The organism is Silicimonas lutimaris (genome assembly GCF_047314965.1).
Lineage (GTDB): Bacteria > Pseudomonadota > Alphaproteobacteria > Rhodobacterales > Rhodobacteraceae > JAVJUV01.
Genome location: NZ_JBLBVK010000054.1, coordinates 47256 through 63753, shown reverse-complemented (window position 1 = coordinate 63753; position 16498 = coordinate 47256). Strand labels below are relative to the sequence as shown.

Sequence of the window (16498 nt, the reverse complement as noted above, 5' to 3'; positions counted from 1 at the left end):
ACGGCGACAATCCCATGCCCGCTGTCACTCTTCAGATTTGTCCGAATTGCAGGGGCGAACTTTTCCGCACTGATACCGCGCAAGTTTATAGACTAGAAGGGCTTCCGAGCTTGAGGACGGACCTCCGCTAAGCCCGCCGACCCGACTGATTTCCCCATGCTCAAATCGGGCTCTATTGACCCCATCCCTCCCGCTCACTACATCCCGAACCGCGCGGATGGCCGGATGGCCGCGTGTCTTCGGATGCGAGGAAAGTCCGGACTTCATGAAGCAACGGTGCCGGGTAACGCCCGGCCGGGGTAACCCGAGGGAAAGCGCCACAGAGAACAGACGGCCCTGCATGCAGGGTCACGGTGAAACGGTGGGGTAAGAGCCCACCGCGGTCCTGGCAACAGGAACGGCACGGCAAGCCCCACCGGAAGCAATGCCGAATAGGGGCCTCGCGCGGGCTGATCCCGAAAGGGATATCGCCGCAGGGATGCTTCATCCCAGAGGCCCGGGTTGGCAGCTTGATCCCGCCGGTAACGGCGGGGCCAGAGGAATGGTCATCACCCCGGCAACGGGGAACAGAATCCGGCTTACAGGCCATCCGCGCATTTCTTATGCCCCCGTCATGTTGTTACACTCCGGAATATTCGGGAATCGCCGGTATGGACTGCCGGACATTGAAACCAGGGAGTACAGGAATGAGTTTCGTCAAAACACTTGCCACGCTGGCCGTCGGCTTTGCCGCTGCCAAGGGATACGACAAATACAAGAACATGGGCGGAATGGACGGCGTCCGGGATGCAATGCGCTCCAACCCGCAGATCACGGGGATGTCCGAGCAGGCTTTCGAGACGATGGACAAGATGGGCCTGCCGACCGAGCAGTTCCGCGGCATGATGGACAAGTTCATGGGGGCCGGTGCCGATGGCGGCAACGCCGCTGCTGGGATTGCAGGTTTGATGGCGGCAATGGGCGGCGGCATGGCGGCCGGCGCCGCGCAGACAGGCCAGATGATCGATGCAATGACCGGAACCTCGATCGCCACGGATACGATGGAAGAAAACGCGAAGCTGATGATCCGTGCCATGATCCAGGCGGCCAAGGCCGATGGTGTGATCGACGCCGAAGAGAAAGCCCGGATCTTCGAATACCTCGGCGATGCCGGTCCCGAACAGCGAGCCTTCGTCGAAGCCGAGATGGCTGCGCCAGTGGACGTGATGTCGCTTGCGGGCGATACGAGTGAACAGATGAAGGCGCAGGTTTACGCGACCTCGCTGATGGCCGTGCGTGTCGACAAGATGTCCGAAGCCCAATACCTGAACGCGCTGGCCGAGGCGCTGGGATTGTCAGAAGAGACCCGGGATCGCATTCACAAGTCGATGGGCGTGGCCTAATCGCTTCCCGCAGCGCATTCCGCCCTTGACAGGGCAGGCGCAATCTTTAGAAGGCGGGCTTCAGGTTTTAAGGGCGTGCGTACTGCGCAGGCCGATCAGGAGACGACCAATGGCGAAACCGACGACGATCAAGATTCGTCTGAACTCGACCGCTGACACGGGTCATTTCTACGTGACCAAGAAAAACGCGCGGACGATGACCGAGAAGATGGTCGTACGGAAGTACGATCCGGTCGCGCGCAAGCATGTCGAGTACAAGGAAGGCAAGATCAAGTAAGATCGCCTTTCCGTACATCAGACAGGGGCCGCGTCCGGGACGCGGCCTTTTTGTTTTGTGATTGGACTTTTCCGGCCTGCGGGAGCTTTGATGGAGCCATGGCAGACCTTCTGACAATCCGCACCACGCGCCACAGCGATCTGAGTGAGATCGATGCGCTGTTTCAGCGTTCTTATCCTGCCTTGCTGAGGGACCATTATCCGCCGTCTCTGATGGTCATGGCGATCCCCCTGATATCGAGGGCCAATCCGGCGCTGGTGACCTCGGGCCGCTATTTCGCCGTGTCTGACAGCGAAGGCCGAATCGTCGGAGCCGGCGGCTGGAGCGCGATGGATCCGCGCAGGGGCCGGTCCGGCGCGCCGACGACGGGACATATCCGTCATGTCGTCACGGATCATCGCCGCACCCGCGAGGGCATCGGACGCGCGCTCATGGGCCATATCTTCGACGATGCGCGCAGCAAGGGTGTGATGCGGCTTGACTGTCTGTCGACACGCATGGCGGTGCCTTTCTATGCGGCATGTGGGTTCGATGAGATCGGTCCGGTGATGATCGATTTGCGTCCCGGGATCGAGTTTCCTGCGGTGCTGATGCAGCGGGCGCTCTGAACCGGCGATTGCGCCCGCCGCGCGGCCGCCGGTGGGCATGGGTCTCTGCCCCCTCTTGGCCTGCGGCCAATTCACTCCCGGGAAACTCTGAGGCCGATGGAAGGGGGAGTGTCTTCGAGCGTATCGCGGCGTGCTGCGAGCCACGCGCGGTCGCCCGCGCTCGCGGCCAGGGTAATGGCGCGGTCATAGGCGGCCCGGGCAGCGGGGACATCACCCGCGCGGCGCGCAAGCTCGGCGCGGGCAGCGTGGAACGGCTGGTAGGGATCGAGCGTGCAGGCGAGTGCGTCCAGTTCGCGACGGGCACGGGTCAGCGCGCCGCTTTCGGCGAGGGCGACGATCCGGTTCAGATGCACGACCGGAGAAGGGGCAAGCGCGGCAAGGCGCTCGTACAGAAGAAGAATCTGGGGCCAGTCCGTCGCGGCCGGCGGATCCGCCCGCACATGCAGGGCGTTGATAGCCGCCTGGATCTGAAACGGGCCCGGCAGACGCCGGGCGACGGCTAGGTCGAGAATTGCCAGGCCTTCGTCGATCATGGCCGTGTCCCAGAGGCTCCGGTCCTGGTTCTCGAGTGGCTGGAACGCGCCGTCGCCGTCGAAGCGGGCCGCGCGGCGGGCATGAGAAAGCATCATCAGGGCCATAAGGCCCTCGATCTCGGGCTCGTCGGGCGCGAGACAGGTCATCAGTCGCGTCAGCCAGATCGCCTCGTCACAGAGCGCTTCCCGGATCGGCGCGTCGCCCTGGCTGGCTGTCCAGCCTTCGTTGAAGATCAGGTAAAGGACGGTCAGGACCGAGTTGAGCCTTGCGTCCCAGTCCTGCCGCCCCGGGACCTCGTACGCGATACCGGACGCCGATATCTTGGCCTTGGCGCGGGACAGACGCTGGCCCATTGCGACTTCTGTGTCGAGGAACGCGCGGGCGATTTCGCGCGTGGTCAGCCCGCCGACTGTGCGCAGCGTCAGCGCGACGCGCGTCTTCTCCTCCAGCGCCGGGTGGCAGCATGTGAAGATGAGCCGAAGCCGTTCATCAGGAATTTCAGGAGCTTCCATGGCGCGAGAGGCCTCGTCTTCCTCCATGAGCATCGTCAGGTCCGGGATGCGGGCCGCGTGACGCTTGCTCTTGCGGATGTGGTCGATTGCAGCGCGGCGCGCGACCTGCAGGAGCCAGGCATCGGGGCGGGTTGGAAGGCCGTTTCGGCCCCAGTGAACAAGCGCGCGCTCGGTGGCGTCCGAGAGCGCCTCTTCCGCAAGGTCGAAGTCGCCCAGCGAGCGGATCAGCGCGGCGAGAAGCCGCCCCCGGTCGTCGCGGAGGATCGCGGAGATCGTGTCTGCGAGGCCGGGGGCGGGATGGGTCATTCGTCGCCGGGGATCTGCATGATGGGCCTGAGTTCGACGGTGCCGTGCCTGGCGGTGGGGATCAGCGCGGCCATCTCGATGGCCTGGTCGAGGTCCTTGCAATCAAGCAGGTAGAACCCGCCCAGCCTTTCCTTTGTTTCGGCGAAGGGTCCGTCCATGGTCTCGGTCTTGCCATCCCGAATGCGCACCGACGTGGCGGTGGAGGTGTGCTGGAGCGCTTCGCCGCCGCGATAGACGCCACTGTCCTTGTAGGTCTTGGTCGCAGCGAAGTACCCGGCCATGTAGGCATCCCAGTCCGGGTCGCCGGGATTCGGCCCCGCACCGTCTTCTGCGTAAATAAGTGCAAGATATTGCATGGAATTTTTCCTTTCCTGTGGGTGAAGTGTTGCGCGGATTCCGCGCGCTGGCAAGGCTCGGGCGATCCGGGGTGCAACGAGGGGCGGCCCTGGCCCATGCGTCGCGGCATGGATCTCAGCGATCGAGAGTGTCTGGGCTGTCTCCCTGTCTGGTTCGATGATCCAAGGACGCGGGCGGGAGCGGGATTTCGACAGGGTGAAGAATTTTATTCCCGATCGCGCGTTGCGGCGTGGTTCCGTGCTGTCGAAAAACCCGGCCTGGACGTTAAGATCAAGGGAAAACAGGCGCGTTCACCGGGCGGCGAAGCGTCGGCGAACCGTCGGCAAAACGTATGGCAGATGGCGGACGAGCCCGGTGGTTAACGGGGCGGGCGCAAGATGTCCGGCGTGGTTCAGGGTGGGGGCTCTGCCCCCACACCCCCGAAGTATTTTCGCCAAGAGGAAGGACGCGGCGCCCGAAGGCGCCGTGCCTGCGATTAGAGCAGGCTCTTGACCTTGGCGACGACGCCCTCGGGCGTGATGCCGAAGTGCTTGTAGAGTTCTTCAGCCGGGGCAGAGGCGCCGAAGCCGTGCATGCCGACGAAGCCCGATTTCTCGCGCCGGCCGCGCTCGCCGTAAAGCCAGCGGTCCCAGCCGAAACGGATGCCGGCCTCAACCGCCACGCGCACCGGGCCAGCGGGCAGGACCTTGCGGCGGTAGCTCTCGTCCTGTTCCTCGAAAAGTTCCCAGCAGGGCATGGAGACGACCCGGGTGCCGATGCCCTCGGCCTCGAGCAGATCGCGGGCCTTCATGGCGATTTCGACCTCGGAGCCGGTGGCCATGATCAGCGCCTGCCGCTTGCCGCTCGCTTCGGCGAGGACGTAGGCGCCCTGAGCCGTCAGGTTCTTCGTCTTGTGCTCGGTGCGGACCGTGGGCAGTCCCTGACGCGACAGAGCCAGCACCGACGGGGTCTTGTCCGAAGTCAGCGCGATTTCCCAGGCCTCGGCGGTTTCGACCGTGTCGGCGGGACGGAAGACGTTGATGTTGGGCGTGGAGCGCAGCCCGGCGAGGTGCTCGACAGGCTGGTGGGTCGGGCCATCTTCGCCAAGGCCGATCGAGTCATGCGTCATCACGTAGGTGACGGGCACGCCCATCAGGGCCGAGAGCCGGATCGCGCCCTTGGCATAGTCGGTGAAGGTCAGGAACGTGCCGCCATAGGGGCGGATGCCGCCGTGGAGCGCCATGCCGTTCATCGCCGCCGCCATGCCGTGTTCGCGGATGCCGAAATGGACGTAGCGCCCCTTGCGGTTCGTGGGATCGAAGACGCCGAGATCGGCGGTCAGCGTGTTGTTCGAGCCGGTGAGGTCGGCGGAGCCGCCGATGTTCTCGGGCATGATCGGGTTCACGACCTCGAGCACCATTTCAGACGATTTCCGCGTGGCGACCTTGGGCGCGTTTTCGGAGATCTGCTTCTTCAGGGCGCGGATCACCGCGGAGAGTTTCCGCGGGGCCGCGCCGGACCAGATGCGTCCGAGTTCGCTCTGGCGCGATGCGCTGAGCGCCGCGAAGCGCGCGTCCCAGGCGGCCCGTTCGCTTGCACCGCGGCGACCGGTTGCCCGCCATGCGTCGAGAATGTCGGACGGGATGTCGAAGGGTGCGCTGGTCCAGCCATAGGTCTCGCGGGTCGCCGCGATGCCATCCGCGCCGAGGGGCGAGCCGTGCGCCTTGGAGCTGTCCTGCTTGGGCGAGCCGAAGCCGATATGGGTCTTGCAGGCGATCATCGTCGGTTTCTTCGACGATTTCGCCTGTGTGAGGGCGCGGTCGATATCCTCGGGGTCATGGCCGTCGCACTCCAGAACCTGCCAGCCCGCGGCCTTGAAGCGCTGGCGCTGGTCGGTGACGTCGGAGAGCGAGATCTCGCCGTCGATGGAAATGTTGTTGTCGTCCCAGAGAACGATGAGCTTCGACAGCTTCTGCATGCCCGCAAGCCCGATCGCCTCGTGGCTGATGCCTTCCATCAGGCAGCCGTCACCGGCGATAACGTAGGTGTAATGGTCGACGACCTTCTTTCCATAACGGGCGCGCAGCGATTCCTCGGCCATAGCGAAGCCGACGGCGTTGGCGATGCCCTGGCCGAGCGGGCCGGTCGTGGTCTCGATCCCCTTGGCGTGGCCGTATTCCGGGTGGCCTGCGGTGATATAGCCAAGCTGGCGGAAGTTGCGGACCTGATCGAGGGTCATGTCTTCGTAGCCGGTCAGGTGCAGGAGCGCGTAGAGCAGCATAGAGCCGTGGCCGGCCGACAGGATGAACCGGTCGCGGTCGGGCCAGTCGGGGTTCGATGCGTCGAACTTGAGGTGCTTTTCGAAGAGGACGGTCGCCACATCGGCCATGCCCATCGGCATGCCGGGGTGACCCGAGTTCGCTGCCTGGACAGCGTCCATCGCCAGCACACGGATGGCCGTGGCGCGGTTGAAGTGATCGGGGTGAAGCTCTTTGAGAGTTGCGATATCCAAGGTTCTGTCCCTCACTTCTGAAGCCGGAATCGAGCCGCTAGATACCAGCCCCCTGTCCGAGTGCAAGACGACGCGGGTGCCTTATGTGCCGAAAGGGGGTGAAACAGGCGGTCGAATGGGTAAGAGTCGCCCGAAACGGGGGCTTCACTGGCGATTCGCATGGAACTGCGCCGCCTGTCCCCACAGGAACGGACGGAGCAGGACGGATCTATGAGTGATATTGCCGAACTTGAACGCCGGATCACGGCGGCGCTGGACAGGGCGTCGCAGGCGCTGGAGCATCTGGGGGGCGTCCCGTCGGACACGGCCGACCTCGAGGCGATGAAAGCCGAACTGGAAGCAGAGAGGGTTGCCAACGCGCAGCTGGAAGAGCGGGTGCGGGCGATCAAGGATAAGCAGGAGACCACGTTGGCTGCGCTTGAAGCCGAGGTGGTTCGATTGAAAGAAGCGGTGCGCACTCGTGATGGCGAGGTGCAGCGCATGCGGTCTGTCAACGCCGAACTGCGCGACTCGAACGGGAAACTTCGCGCGGCGAACGCCCAGGGGCTGGCCGATGCGGGACTGGTGAACGGCGCGATGGCTTCGGAACTGGAAGGTTTGCGCGCGGAGCGGGAAGCGCAGCGTGCCGAGATCGACGAGGTGCTGGCCACCCTTGAACCGCTTTTGAAGGAGGCGTGAGATGCCCGAAGTCACGATCGAGATCGGAGGCCGCCCGTTCAACGTCGCCTGTCAGGCGGGCGAAGAGCATTTCCTTCATGCTGCAGCCGGGCTTCTGGACAACGAGGCGAAGACGCTGATGGACCAGATCGGGAGGCTGCCGGAAGCCCGCATGCTGCTGATGGCCGGACTGATGCTGGCCGACAAGGCGGCAGGGACGCAGGACCAGATCAAGGCCATGGAGAACAAGATCGCCCAGCAGGAAGCTTGGATCGAAGAGTTGCAGAGCCGTCCCGCGCCTCAGCCCGAGATGGTCGAGGTGGCAGTGATTCCGACTGAGGTGCGCGAGACGCTGGCAGAGCTGGCCGCGCGGGCCGAGGCATTGGCGGAAGCTGCCGAAGATAAGGCGCGGGCCGCCGGATAAGTCCGGCAGCCCGTCACGATCTTGGACACGACACCGGCGCAGCCGGGCCTTGTGAACTGGCTGATCCTGCTTGCCCTCGGGGCTGTCTGGGGATCGGCTTTCATGGCCATGGAAATTGCCCTGACCGGGTTCGGCCCGTGGTGGGTCGCGGCGCTTCGTACATCCATGGGTGCGCCCGTTCTGCTGGCTGCGGCACAGTTGTCGGGGCAGGGGATCGGGCAGGTCTCGAAGGCCGGGGCGTGGGGATATGTCGCGCCAGTTGGCGTGATCGGCATGGCCCTGCCATTCTTCCTTTTGAGCTGGGGTCAGCAGCATGTGCCCTCGGCTTTCGCAGGCGTCGCGATGGGCAGTCTGCCTATCGTGTTGGTGCCGCTGGCATTCATCTTTCTGCGGGACGAAGTGATCACCCCCGTACGGATCCTCGGTCTTTTGGTGGGCTTTGGCGGGCTGGTACTGCTGATCGGTCCGGGAGCCTTTGAGGCCGGCGCGGGAGACATGACGCTGCTGGGACGTCTGTCCTGCCTGAGCGCCGTGGTCTGTTACTCGGCTGCCTCGATCATCACCCGGCGCAGCCCGAAGGTGCCGCCTCTGGCCTTCTCGGCTGGCATACTGACGGTTGCGTCGGCGGTGTTGCTGCCCGTGGCCCTGATCCTGGAGGGCGTGCCGCGCGGTTTCGGCGCTGGAGCGGCAATGGCAGCGGTCTATGCCGCGCTCTTTCCCACGGCCCTGGCCGCCTATTGGCGGGTCCGGGTGATCAAGTCGGCAGGCTCGGTCTTCATGAGCCTCGTGGCCTACATTATTCCAGTCTTTTCCGTCCTGTTCGGTGTCCTGCTTCTGGGCGAGGAACTGCAGCCGGGGCTTTACGCCGCGCTTGCGCTGATCCTGACGGGGATCGCAATTTCCCAGTCGTCCTCGATCATTGGGCTGTTTTGGCGGCGCGGCTGAGCGCGGCTTACCGCTGGATCGACCGGAGGTATTCGGCGAGCGCCACCAGCTTCGATGGCGTCGGCGTGGCCCTGCCGTCGCCCGAATCGTAGAGCACCAGCGGTCCGGCCTGCAGCTCGATCCCGAATTCCGGCATCGTGATGTTCCCGTCGCGGGCCCGACTGTAGCCGTCGATCACGGACATGATGCGGGCGGTCGGAAAGCTGCCGCCATTCCGCTGGGCGATCGTTGTCAGATCGGGAACGGGTCGGTCAAGATCACCTGAGATCGGGCCATCGCCGCGCGCCGACAGGCCATGACACGAGGTGCAGTAGTCCATGTAGAGTTTCTGGCCCACCTCTTCATGCTGAGGCGCGCAGGCCAGCAGCGCGATCGGGGCAAGAGCGGCGATGGCGATCAGGGGTCGTCTCATGTCAGGACCTTTCCGGCAGTTTCGCGGGTCAGACCTACTTGGCGCATTTCCGGCACAGAACCGCGTAAGGCACGGCCTTCAGGCGCTCGATCGAGATGTCATCCCCGCACTTGGCACATTCACCGTAACTGCCATCCTCGATCCGGCCAAGAGCGGCGCGGATAAGATCCATCTCTTTCATGCCGGCCTTTCCGAGATCTTCCAGCACCTCGAAATCCTCAAGCTCCACGGCCTGATCCTCCCAGTCCTTCGAGACGGGGTCGTCCAGACGGTCCTCGATATCGTGAACCCGTGCGTCAAGTTCTTCGAGGCGGCTTTCAAGAATGGCTTTCAGTTCGGAAAAATCGCGCATTTCATGTCTCCTTTTGTCGGGCCTTAAGCGCCCGGTCTTGATCAGAATCGCTCGTGACGCAGGCGAAGTCTTTGTTCTGGATCAGAAAGGATGTGGCACACCGATGCGGTCCGCTCCGTCGATCAGATCGCCTATCACGGCCTCGGGAAGGTCGATGCCTTCCGCGAGATTGCGGGTCTCGTTGAGCGCCTCGATCTCGCCCGGATATGAGATGCCGGCGGAGCCCGGCGCGGGGCGCGCGGATTTGATCTCGTCGATCAACCGCTCCATATCTGCCTCGAACTCCGCGAGCGGCCGGGAGGCCGCGATGTCTATGGCGATGACGAAGTGACCCGCACCGCTGCGCCCCTCTGGCACATAGGGCCCGGTGACGTCGGTACCGAAGGCGCTGCCGGAGAGAACCCCGGCCAGCATGTCGGTGATGAAACTGACCGCATAGCCCTTGTGGCCCGCCATCGGCAGGATGGTGCCCGCGATGCCAAGTGCGGCATCGGTGGTCATATTGCCGTCGGCGTCCATCGCCCAGCCTTCTGGAATGGGATCGCCTTTCGCCTTCGCGGCGTAGAGTTTCCCGCGCGCCACGGCGGTGTTTGCGATATCGAGCATGACGGGCGCATAGCGTCCGGCGGGCGCCGCCCAGGACCAGGGATTGGTGCCGAGCCGTTTGTCCAGACCGCCCCAGGGCGCCATGGCAGGGCTGGCGTTGGTCGCGAGATACCCGATGCAGCCCTCGCGGGCAGCCATGCGGGTAAAATACATGGCCGTGCCGAAATGCCCGGAATTGCGAACCGCCACGGCGCCGATCCCGTGCGTTTTGGAGGCGGTGATCGCCGCGTCCATGGCAGCTCTCGCGACGACCTGGCCGACGCCGTCGTTGCCGTTCATCGTCAAAAGCGCACCCTTGCCCGAGAGTTCGGGGCGGGTAACCGGCGACATTGCCCCGCTTTCAAGCCGGACGGCGTACCAGAAGAGACGCATGATCCCGTGAGAGGGATGGCCCCAGAGATCTGACTGAACGAGGCTGTCGGCCACGAGGGCGGCGTCGGTATCCGGCAGGCCCAGGGCGGCGTAGCAGCGCCGGGCGAAGTCGCGCAGAGTCTCTGCGGGAATGGTCATGGCCAAAACCGTGCGGAATACACCGCGCAGATCACGACGGGTCTGCCGGTTCGAGCATGTAGGTCCTTACGGATTTCTCCGCCGTCCAGTCCCGGACCATCTTGTCGAACGCGACGAAATGCCTTGTGGCCTTGTGGGCCTCGAAGGCGGCCGCATCGGTGTAGATCTCGTAAAGAAAGACGCGCGTCGGATCGTCCGGGACGGTGCACACGTCGAAACGCAGACATCCCGGCTCGTCCCGCACCGAGGCGTCCGCGTTCTCGCGGAGTGCCGCAAGAAAGTCGGACGCCTTGTCCGGTGCGGAGCGGAAGTCGACAGTGACGACGAACATGCCTCAGGAATTATGCGCGCGAATCTGCTCGGCGGCGTCCTTGTTGTAGGCCACGCCTTTCTCGTCGAAGAGTTGGTCCAGTTCCCCCGAGAGCGTCATTTCGGTGACGATGTCGCAGCCGCCGATGAATTCGCCCTTCACATAAAGCTGCGGGATCGTGGGCCAGTCGGAGAAGTCCTTGATTCCCTGACGGATTTCGTCATTGGCCAGCACGTTGACGTCCTGGAAGTCAACGCCCATGAAATTCAGAACGCCAGCCACGCGGGACGAAAACCCGCACTGTGGCATGGATTTGGTGCCTTTCATGAAAAGCACGACGTCGTTCTCGGAAACTGTCGTCTTGATCTGGTCGTGGGCGGTCATGTCGGTGGCTCCCCTGTTCGCGTTACCCCGAGAAATAGTGGTGAATTCCGGAGAGGAAAAGGGGCAGCGCGGTCAAATCCTGCGGGGCGCTGCACCAGAGCGTCGCCATACTTGTGGAGACGGCTAGTCCGGGACCCGTGTCGTGAGTGCCAGTGCGTGCAATTCGCCGGTCGGCCCGTCCATCTTGCCTTTCAGGGCGGCATAGACCGCGCGCTGCTGCTGGACCCGGTTCAACCCGCGAAAGCTTTCGTCGATCACCACGGCCGACATGTGGACACCGTCATCTCCCTCGACCATGATCTTCGCGTCGGGAAACGTCTCGCGCAGAAGTTCTTCGATCTCGTGGGCCTGCATCGGCATCTGTGCGCTTCCTCGGTTGTTTCGAATTCAATCTAGGTCTCCCGCAATCTGCCCGCAAGGTGCTTGCGCCATTCCTGCAAAGTCGCGAAACTTCGCGAAAAACGGGAGGATGGAATGCAACAGCCGACTGCCGACGAGATCAGTCATCCGCTTGGTGCGGGTGTCACCACGCAGTTGAAGGACATCCAGAAGACGCTTCCTCTTCGCGTCTTGTCGGAGGACGACTGGCGGCACTGGATCACCAAGGGATACGTGATCGTCCGGGGCGCGGTTCCGCGCGAGAATTGCGAGCGGCTTGCGGCGCTTCTCTGGGAGTTCGACGACAAGGATCCGAACGATCCTGCGACATGGTATGCGGCCGAACGCCGGGCCCATGTACGGGCGGAACTGAACAACGCCGGCATGGTCGAGATCTACAACCACCAGTTTCTCTGGGACAATCGGCAGGAACAGCGCATCTACGATGCGTTCGTGGATATCTGGGATCGTGAAGACCTTTGGGTCGCCATCGACCGCGCCAACCTGAATGTACCGAAGCAGGACAAATCGGGCAGCCGGGACGGGTTCATCCACTGGGACGTGAATACCGCGCTCGATCCGAAGCCGATCGGCGTTCAGGGCGTGCTGAGCCTGATGCCGCAGGACGAGGAAACGGGCGGGTTCCAGTGCGTGCCGTACCTGTTCGAGCATTTTGACGACTGGGTGAAGACCCAGCCCGCCGACCGCAACCCGCTTTTGCCGGACATGACCGGGCTGGAGCGGGAAAATATCACGATGGAACCGGGCGACCTGATGATCTTCAATTCGCTTCTGGCCCACGGGGTGCGTCCGAATTTCTCGGATGGCCGGGTCCGCATGGCGCAGTACATTTCGATGTATCCCGCGGATCAGGAAAACGAGGCTGAACGTGAGGAACGCATCAGGCTGTGGCGCGAGATGGAGCCGCCGAACCGGCCGGATTTTCCCGGAGATCCGCGCGGTTGGGAAAAGGCGAACAACGGTGGCCCGGCCAAGCTGACGCCGCTTGGACGCCAGCTTCTGGGTCTGGATCTCTGGTAACCGATGCGCCGTTGGGCGGGCCTAGCCGACGGCCGCCTCGAACGCCGTCCGGTAGAGAATGTCTAGGTCTGACAGGAACCCCTCGCTGTCGCCGAAACTGACGGTTTTGCCGCCGAACCGGCCAACCTGCGCGACGGGCACGCCGGCCTGGGCGGCAGCGGCCATCAGCGCCTCTGCCTGATCGAAACCGCAGGCAATCAGGTAGCGGGCCTGATCCTCGCCGAAAAGCTGGGCGATGTCGGAGGTGTCGAGCGTGACGCCCATTCCCGCAGCCGCTGCCATCTCGAAGGCAGCAAGAGCCAGTCCGCCGTCGGAGAGGTCGGTGGCAGCCGTGATCAGAGCGGCATTGGCGCGGACGAATTCGCCGTGGCGCTTCTCGGCGGCAAGATCGACCTCGGGCGCGTCGCCTTCCTCGCGCCCGAAGGCTTCGGCCAGAAGCGCGGACTGTCCGAGGTGGCCGTGGGTTTCGCCGATCAGGATGGCCCAGTCGCCGTCATTGGCGGTGCCGCCGATCAACTCGTCCTCGGAGGCGATCAGGCCGACCGCGCCGATGGTCGGCGTGGGCAGGATACCGGTGCCGTCGGTCTCGTTGTAAAGCGATACGTTGCCGGAAACGATCGGCATGTCTAGCGCCGCAACGGCTTCGCCGATGCCTTTGATCGCACCGACGAACTGACCCATGATCTCGGGCTTCTGCGGGTTGCCGAAGTTGAGATTGTCGGTCGTTGCAAGCGGCCTTGCACCGACGGCCGAGAGGTTGCGATAGGCCTCGGCCACGGCCTGCTTGCCGCCTTCCTTCGGGTTCGCCTTGACGTAGCGGGGCGTCACGTCCGAGGTGAAGGCCAGCATTTTCCCGGTGTCATGGACGCGGACGATGCCGGCTCCAAGGCCGGGCGTGCGCACCGTGTCAGCCATGACCTGGCTGTCGTATTGCTCCCAGACCCAATGCTTGCGGGCATAGTTTGGCGAACCGATCAGCGAGATCAACCCATCGATCGGGTCGATCTCCAGCGTTTCGGTGAACGGTGTGGCGGCGGGGGTCTCGATCCAGGGGCGATCGTATTCCGGTGCGGTGGACGAGAGCTTGGACAAGGGCAGGTCGGCTTTCGTCTCGTTGCCGTGCAGGATCAGGAAGCGGTCCTCGGCGATGGTCTCGCCGACAATGGCGAAGTCGAGATCCCACTTGTCGAAGATCGCCTTGGCCTCGTCCTCCAGTTCCGGGTTCAGAACCATGAGCATCCGCTCCTGGCTTTCGGACAGCATCATCTCGTAGGCGGTCATCGCCTCTTCGCGCTGCGGCACGCGGTCGAGGTTCAGCTTGACGCCAAGACCGCCCTTGTCGCCCATCTCGACCGCCGAGCAGGTCAGGCCGGCGGCGCCCATGTCCTGGATCGAAATGACGGCGCCGGTCTTCATCAGTTCGAGGCAGGCCTCGAGAAGCCGCTTCTCGGTGAAGGGGTCGCCGACCTGCACGGTCGGGCGCTTTTCCTCGATGGTGTCGTCGAATTCGGCCGAGGCCATCGTCGCGCCGCCGACGCCGTCGCGGCCCGTTTTCGCGCCCAGATAGACGACGGGCATGCCGACGCCCGAAGCGGCCGAATAGAAGATCTTGTCGGCGTCTGCCAGTCCGGCCGCGAAGGCGTTGACGAGGCAGTTGCCGTTATAGGCGCGGTGGAAGCGCACTTCGCCACCGATGGTCGGAACGCCGAAAGCGTTGCCATACCCGCCGATCCCCTCGACCACGCCCGAGACAAGTCGGCGGGTCTTGGGATGCGACGGCTCGCCGAAGGACAGCGAGTTCATCGCGGCGATGGGGCGTGCGCCCATGGTGAAGACATCGCGCAGGATGCCGCCCACACCGGTGGCCGCGCCCTGGTAGGGCTCGATGTACGAGGGGTGGTTGTGGCTTTCCATCTTGAAGACCACGGCCTGCCCGTCGCCGATGTCCACGACGCCTGCGTTTTCGCCCGGTCCGCAGATGACCTGGGGGCCTTCGGTGGGCAGGGTGCGGAGCCATTTCTTGGAGGACTTGTACGAGCAGTGCTCGTTCCACATCGCCGAGAAAATACCAAGCTCGGTGAACGTGGGCTCGCGGTTCAGGATCCGGAGCACTTCGGCAAATTCGTCTGGCGTGAACCCGTGCGCCGCGACGACGTCTTCGGTGATTTCCGGCTCGCTCATGCCTGTCCCCTTCGGTCCTGATGGGCGTCTCATAAAAGACAGTGCGGGCAGGGGAAAGGGGCAACCCCCGGAATCCGTGCGAGCGAATGGTCGCGCTTGCCAGAGGCACGGAGTTCGGCTCTGATACATGCATGAATTCGCGTGCACCAAATGGCGCTGAAAAGCGTGTCGGTCTCTTCACGGTGGCCTACGTGCTGGCCTTCACGGGCTGGTTCCTGTCGATCGGGAATTTCGAGTTCATCGTTTATATCGCAACGATGGTGGGCCTGATCGCTCTGGTGGCGCTGACGCTCCGGGTGGCGGAATACCCGGTGCCGATGCTCTGGGCGCTGTCGCTCTGGGGTCTCATGCACATGGCAGGGGGCAGCGTGCCGGTGGCGGGATCGGTGCTGTACAACCTGCATCTGATCCCGATCGTCGAGACCGAGCAGTATTTCATCCTGAAATACGATCAGCTCGTTCACGCCTACGGTTTCGGGGTATCGGCCTGGCTGCTGCATCATCTGCTTCTGCGGCATTATCCTGACACTGGCGGGAAGGCGACGGCCTATGTCTATCCCGTTCTGGGTGCGATGGGGCTGGGTGCGCTGAACGAGATGATCGAGTTTTCGGCAGTGCTGATGGTGCCGGACACGAATGTGGGCGGGTACTACAACACGGCTTTGGACCTGTGTTTCAACGCTTTGGGCGCGGTGATCGCGATGGTGCTGGTGCGCGTACTGAAAGGGCGCTCCTAGCGCAGGCCGCCGTTCTTCGAATTGTCCTGCGCCGCCGCTGCGCATTCCGCGATGCGTTTTTCCCGGGTCGGCGCGGTCCTCGCCCGTTTGATCTTTTCAAGCCATGCGCGTCTGACCGAACGGCTCCAGCCGTCCCAGGACTCGCGCGCCTCGCCCAGCGCGCTGGCCAGGTCGTCCGGCACTTCGAGCCGTTCGACGTCATCCAGGAAGTTCCACATGCCGTTGACCATCGCTGCGGCGATCTTGGCTTCTCCCGCAGGCTGCATCCGGCCCGCCGCCCGCATCCGGGCGACGGTCTCCTTGTTGACCGCTGACCAGGCCGAGGTCTCCTTCCGGGGGCTGATCAGGTGTTTCATGCGACGCTCGTCCACCGCGCGAACCGAGGAATCGACCCAGCCCCAGCACATCAGTTCCTCGACGACCTCTCCGAAAGGCAGGTAATCCGGGTGCGCTTTCTTGAAGGTCACAAGCCAGACGGACCCGGCGTTCTGGTGGTTCTCGCGGAGCCAGTCGGAGAGGTCGGCGAGGCTATGCGCCTCGACATGAGGTGCATCGGCAGCGGTCACTGCGATTTCCGGTCGCTCTGCGCCTTGGCCTGCAGGCGACGCAGGGCGTCAACCGCATCCTCGGCCATTTTGGCCGGGACGAAGACATGGTCGTGCTGGGTGGCCGCGACGATATTCGCGGGAATGCGTTCCTTGGCCAGTGCCTTGGCAACGGCGGCGGTCAGCCCGACGCCTTCGACCGAGGAATAGACCATCAGCGTGATCTGCTTCATGGGCGTCTCGTAAGAGAGGCCCAGCCGGTCGGCTTCGGACTTGGGCAGGATGAGGGACAGTCCTTCATCCTCGACGAACGTGGCTCGAGCCACCTTCATGGCCCCGGTGACATCATGGTTATGAAGGACCGAGCAGAACACGAAAGTGCCCGACTGGAGCACTGGCGTCATGTTCGCGATCATTTTCCGGGTGCCTTTCACAGGGCGGGTGCCGGAATGTGCCATCTGAAATTCCATCTTTTTGAACATTGGCAGGGGACAGTGCCTTCCGGCGTTTGGCAAGAAAAGGATGGCAGATTGCGTCCGATTGTCCTCA

Annotated in this window: 20 protein-coding genes and 1 other RNA gene; 9 read left to right on the top strand and 12 right to left on the bottom strand. The window is 63.7% G+C overall.

Going from position 1 to position 16498, the window contains the following annotated elements; all coding sequences use genetic code 11:
* Positions 1-213 precede the first annotated feature (213 nt).
* The 4 genes from rnpB (at position 214) to ACKLNI_RS15120 (ending at position 2267) form a co-directional block, all read left to right on the top strand.
* Positions 214-597, top strand: an RNA gene (gene rnpB / locus ACKLNI_RS15135) — RNase P RNA component class A.
* 89 nt (positions 598-686) lie between these two features.
* The gene (locus tag ACKLNI_RS15130) at positions 687-1382 is read left to right on the top strand and encodes a tellurite resistance TerB family protein (RefSeq protein ID WP_413719920.1); all 696 of its coding nucleotides are present in this window, start codon (positions 687-689) and stop codon (positions 1380-1382) included.
* A 109-nt stretch (positions 1383-1491) separates the two neighbouring features.
* Entirely contained in the window at positions 1492-1659 is a 168-nt protein-coding gene (gene rpmG / locus ACKLNI_RS15125; RefSeq protein WP_012179442.1) for a 50S ribosomal protein L33, read from the top strand.
* 98 nt (positions 1660-1757) lie between these two features.
* The gene (locus ACKLNI_RS15120; RefSeq protein WP_413719919.1) at positions 1758-2267 is read left to right on the top strand and encodes a GNAT family N-acetyltransferase; all 510 of its coding nucleotides are present in this window, start codon (positions 1758-1760) and stop codon (positions 2265-2267) included.
* A gap of 71 nt (positions 2268-2338) precedes the next feature.
* On the opposite strand, the gene ACKLNI_RS15115 is transcribed toward ACKLNI_RS15120, so the two are convergent.
* From ACKLNI_RS15115 to tkt, 3 genes are all read right to left on the bottom strand, one after another.
* Positions 2339-3619 (bottom strand): RNA polymerase sigma factor, encoded by a 1281-nt coding sequence (locus ACKLNI_RS15115; RefSeq protein WP_413719918.1) that lies wholly within the window; start codon positions 3617-3619, stop codon positions 2339-2341.
* On the bottom strand, positions 3616-3975 hold the full coding sequence (locus ACKLNI_RS15110) for a YciI family protein (protein WP_413719917.1): 360 nt from the start codon (positions 3973-3975) through the stop codon (positions 3616-3618). Before ACKLNI_RS15110 ends, ACKLNI_RS15115 begins: the two co-directional genes overlap by 4 nt.
* 476 nt (positions 3976-4451) lie before the next feature.
* Positions 4452-6467: a transketolase gene (gene tkt, locus ACKLNI_RS15105; RefSeq protein WP_413719916.1), complete on the bottom strand. Its 2016-nt coding sequence runs from the start codon at positions 6465-6467 to the stop codon at positions 4452-4454.
* A gap of 210 nt (positions 6468-6677) precedes the next feature.
* On the opposite strand from tkt, the gene ACKLNI_RS15100 reads away from it, so the two are divergent.
* The 3 genes from ACKLNI_RS15100 to ACKLNI_RS15090 are packed head-to-tail and all read left to right on the top strand — an operon-like array spanning position 6678 to position 8493.
* Positions 6678-7145, top strand: a complete 468-nt coding sequence (locus ACKLNI_RS15100; protein ID WP_413719915.1) for a coiled-coil domain-containing protein — start codon at positions 6678-6680, stop codon at positions 7143-7145.
* Between the two features lies 1 nt (position 7146).
* On the top strand, positions 7147-7548 hold the full coding sequence (locus tag ACKLNI_RS15095) for a cell division protein ZapA (protein ID WP_413719914.1): 402 nt from the start codon (positions 7147-7149) through the stop codon (positions 7546-7548).
* A 21-nt stretch (positions 7549-7569) separates the two neighbouring features.
* Positions 7570-8493 carry a DMT family transporter gene (locus ACKLNI_RS15090; protein ID WP_413719913.1) on the top strand — a complete coding sequence of 308 codons (924 nt, stop codon included), beginning with the start codon at positions 7570-7572 and terminating at the stop codon, positions 8491-8493.
* A gap of 7 nt (positions 8494-8500) precedes the next feature.
* Here ACKLNI_RS15090 and ACKLNI_RS15085 read toward each other — a convergent pair whose 3' ends face one another.
* The 6 genes from ACKLNI_RS15085 to ACKLNI_RS15060 all read right to left on the bottom strand — a co-directional run bounded on the left by ACKLNI_RS15085 (position 8501) and on the right by ACKLNI_RS15060 (position 11427).
* Complete coding sequence (locus ACKLNI_RS15085) at positions 8501-8905, bottom strand: c-type cytochrome (RefSeq protein WP_413719912.1); 405 nt, start codon at positions 8903-8905, stop codon at positions 8501-8503.
* Between the two features lie 34 nt (positions 8906-8939).
* On the bottom strand, positions 8940-9257 hold the full coding sequence (locus ACKLNI_RS15080; protein ID WP_413719911.1) for a TraR/DksA family transcriptional regulator: 318 nt from the start codon (positions 9255-9257) through the stop codon (positions 8940-8942).
* Between the two features lie 81 nt (positions 9258-9338).
* Positions 9339-10373, bottom strand: a complete 1035-nt coding sequence (locus tag ACKLNI_RS15075; protein ID WP_413719910.1) for an Ldh family oxidoreductase — start codon at positions 10371-10373, stop codon at positions 9339-9341.
* Between the two features lie 31 nt (positions 10374-10404).
* A complete protein-coding gene (locus tag ACKLNI_RS15070; RefSeq protein ID WP_413719909.1) occupies positions 10405-10704 on the bottom strand; it encodes a putative quinol monooxygenase in 300 nt (99 codons plus the stop codon).
* 3 nt (positions 10705-10707) lie between these two features.
* Positions 10708-11067: a Grx4 family monothiol glutaredoxin gene (grxD, locus tag ACKLNI_RS15065; RefSeq protein ID WP_413719908.1), complete on the bottom strand. Its 360-nt coding sequence runs from the start codon at positions 11065-11067 to the stop codon at positions 10708-10710.
* Positions 11068-11190: 123 nt separating this feature from the next.
* Positions 11191-11427 carry a BolA/IbaG family iron-sulfur metabolism protein gene (locus ACKLNI_RS15060; protein WP_413719907.1) on the bottom strand — a complete coding sequence of 79 codons (237 nt, stop codon included), beginning with the start codon at positions 11425-11427 and terminating at the stop codon, positions 11191-11193.
* A gap of 114 nt (positions 11428-11541) precedes the next feature.
* On the opposite strand from ACKLNI_RS15060, the gene ACKLNI_RS15055 reads away from it, so the two are divergent.
* Entirely contained in the window at positions 11542-12486 is a 945-nt protein-coding gene (locus ACKLNI_RS15055) for a phytanoyl-CoA dioxygenase family protein (protein WP_413719906.1), read from the top strand.
* A gap of 21 nt (positions 12487-12507) precedes the next feature.
* On the opposite strand, the gene purL is transcribed toward ACKLNI_RS15055, so the two are convergent.
* Positions 12508-14667: a phosphoribosylformylglycinamidine synthase subunit PurL gene (gene purL / locus ACKLNI_RS15050; RefSeq protein WP_413719905.1), complete on the bottom strand. Its 2160-nt coding sequence runs from the start codon at positions 14665-14667 to the stop codon at positions 12508-12510.
* Positions 14668-14798: 131 nt separating this feature from the next.
* Here purL and ACKLNI_RS15045 point away from each other — a divergent pair, with 131 nt between their 5' ends.
* Positions 14799-15404: a DUF2238 domain-containing protein gene (locus ACKLNI_RS15045; RefSeq protein WP_413719904.1), complete on the top strand. Its 606-nt coding sequence runs from the start codon at positions 14799-14801 to the stop codon at positions 15402-15404.
* Here the strand turns inward: ACKLNI_RS15045 and ACKLNI_RS15040 are convergent.
* Both ACKLNI_RS15040 and ACKLNI_RS15035 read right to left on the bottom strand, forming a co-directional pair.
* Positions 15401-15970, bottom strand: coding sequence for a YdeI/OmpD-associated family protein (locus tag ACKLNI_RS15040; protein WP_413719903.1), 570 nt, complete (start codon positions 15968-15970; stop codon positions 15401-15403). The genes ACKLNI_RS15045 and ACKLNI_RS15040 overlap by 4 nt on opposite strands.
* A complete protein-coding gene (locus ACKLNI_RS15035) occupies positions 15967-16407 on the bottom strand; it encodes an ACT domain-containing protein (RefSeq protein ID WP_413719902.1) in 441 nt (146 codons plus the stop codon). Before ACKLNI_RS15035 ends, ACKLNI_RS15040 begins: the two co-directional genes overlap by 4 nt.
* Positions 16408-16498: the final 91 nt, after the last annotated feature.